Source organism: Flagellimonas spongiicola (assembly GCF_023502425.1).
Lineage (GTDB): Bacteria > Bacteroidota > Bacteroidia > Flavobacteriales > Flavobacteriaceae > Flagellimonas > Flagellimonas spongiicola.
The window spans coordinates 1-2,500 of record NZ_JAMFMA010000007.1 but is presented as its reverse complement, the minus strand read 5'-3'; the positions used below and the strand labels follow the sequence as shown (position 1 = coordinate 2,500).

Below are 2,500 nucleotides of genomic sequence, written 5' to 3'. Positions count from 1 at the left end.
CCCCGCTTTCCAACGGGTTCCAGTTCGCCGCGCAAAGAATATCGTGGTCCTACAACCCCAACATTGCCGGAACAACATTGGTTTGGACTAATCCGCTTTCGCTCGCCACTACTAACGGAATCACTTTTGTTTTCTCTTCCTCCGCCTACTTAGATGTTTCAGTTCAGCGGGTTCACCTCCTTTCGGATACTATGCCTTCAACATAGTGGGTTGCCCCATTCGGACATCCGCGGATCAATTCTCGTGTGCAGATCCCCGCGGCTTTTCGCAGCTTATCACGTCCTTCATCGTCTCTGAGAGCCTAGGCATCCCCCATACGCCCTTCTCTTGCTTGTCGCACCTGTACGAAAAACGTACAAATGCCCTCGTAATCCTTATATATTCTATTCTACTTCGTGTTTCTTCTTTGACTTCGCCATGACGGTATAAAACCATCACGCTCCGTCCCAATATGTCAATGAACCTATGGCCATAAGGCCTAGTGGAGAATATCGGAGTCGAACCGATGACCTCCTGCGTGCAAGGCAGGCGCTCTAGCCAGCTGAGCTAATCCCCCATATACTAGTAGTTAGTAATGAGTAGTCAGTAGTCAGTACATAACTACATACCCAACTTCCAGAATTTCCTTCAATATCCCAATTAAATGAACGTTGTAGTCTCAGGCAGACTCGAACTGCCGACCTCTACATTATCAGTGTAGCGCTCTAACCAGCTGAGCTATGAGACTGTTTGGCCTAACAGACCATTAAATGGCCATATCATAAGACAGCATAAAAGGAAAAACAAAGGGACCACCTGATGCCCGACCGTATCGCCAGGGCGTCTTTCTCTAGAAAGGAGGTGTTCCAGCCGCACCTTCCGGTACGGCTACCTTGTTACGACTTAGCCCTAGTTACCGATTTTGCCCTAGGCCGCTCCTTGCGGTGACGGACTTCAGGCACTCCCGGCTTCCATGGCTTGACGGGCGGTGTGTACAAGGCCCGGGAACGTATTCACCGGATCATGGCTGATATCCGATTACTAGCGATTCCAGCTTCACGGGGTCGAGTTGCAGACCCCGATCCGAACTGTGACCGGTTTTATAGATCCGCGCCCCCTTGCGGGGTGGCTTCCCTCTGTACCGGCCATTGTAGCACGTGTGTGGCCCAGGACGTAAGGGCCGTGATGATTTGACGTCGTCCCCACCTTCCTCACGGTTTGCACCGGCAGTCCCGTTAGAGTCCCCGACATTACTCGCTGGCAACTAACGGTAGGGGTTGCGCTCGTTATAGGACTTAACCTGACACCTCACGGCACGAGCTGACGACAACCATGCAGCACCTTGTAAGTAGTCCGAAGAAAAAGCTATCTCTAGCTTATGCAACTTACATTTAAGCCCTGGTAAGGTTCCTCGCGTATCATCGAATTAAACCACATGCTCCACCGCTTGTGCGGGCCCCCGTCAATTCCTTTGAGTTTCATTCTTGCGAACGTACTCCCCAGGTGGGATACTTATCACTTTCGCTTGGCCGCCGAGACCGAAGTCCCGACAGCTAGTATCCATCGTTTACGGCGTGGACTACCGGGGTATCTAATCCCGTTCGCTACCCACGCTTTCGTCCATCAGCGTCAGTACGTTGTTAGTTACCTGCCTTCGCGATCGGTGTTCTATGTGATATCTATGCATTTCACCGCTACACCACATGTTCCGGCAACTCCACAACGACTCAAGACCGCCAGTATCAAAGGCAATTCTACGGTTGAGCCGCAGACTTTCACCCCTGACTTAACGGCCCGCCTACGGACCCTTTAAACCCAATGATTCCGGATAACGCTCGGACCCTCCGTATTACCGCGGCTGCTGGCACGGAGTTAGCCGGTCCTTATTCTTACGGTACCGTCAGCTATCCACACGTGGATAGGTTTCTTCCCGTATAAAAGCAGTTTACAACCCATAGGGCAGTCATCCTGCACGCGGCATGGCTGGATCAGTCTCCCGACCATTGTCCAATATTCCTCACTGCTGCCTCCCGTAGGAGTCTGGTCCGTGTCTCAGTACCAGTGTGGGGGATCCCCCTCTCAGGGCCCCTAACCATCGTAGTTATGGTGAGCCGTTACCTCACCATCTGACTAATGGTACGCATGGCCATCCCTGTCCGATAAATCTTTAAACAAAATATCATGCGATATAATGTTACCATGGGGCATTAATCCAAATTTCTCTGGGCTATTCCCCTGACAGGGGCAGGTTCCATACGCGTTCCGCACCCGTGCGCCGGTCGTCAGCAGAAAAGCAAGCTTTTCCCTGTTACCCCTCGACTTGCATGTGTTAGGCCTGCCGCTAGCGTTCATCCTGAGCCAGGATCAAACTCTTCATTGTAAAAAGTTAAATAATTTCAACTCCCTAACAATACCAAAGTCACTGACATCAAAATGGTTCTTCGTTATTCTCTTTTACGCTGTCTATACAATATGTCCAAAGAACTTCTTCTTTACTTTTTCTTAAGCGCCGAAACAAAAG

2 tRNA genes and 2 rRNA genes (1 of these 4 cut by a window edge) are annotated in these 2,500 nt (G+C 50.8%); all 4 read right to left on the bottom strand.

The features are described from left to right. Nucleotides 1–338, bottom strand: a 23S ribosomal RNA gene (locus M3P19_RS16850) (it extends 2,487 nt beyond the left edge of the window). Nucleotides 339–482: 144 nt separating this feature from the next. Continuing rightward, nucleotides 483–556, bottom strand: a tRNA-Ala gene (locus M3P19_RS16845). A 97-nt stretch (nucleotides 557–653) separates the two neighbouring features. Beyond that, a tRNA-Ile gene (locus tag M3P19_RS16840) sits at nucleotides 654–727 on the bottom strand. 106 nt (nucleotides 728–833) lie between these two features. Beyond that, nucleotides 834–2,359, bottom strand: a 16S ribosomal RNA gene (locus tag M3P19_RS16835). Together the 16S and 23S rRNA genes with 2 tRNA genes alongside form the textbook arrangement of a ribosomal RNA operon. Nucleotides 2,360–2,500 lie beyond the last annotated feature (141 nt).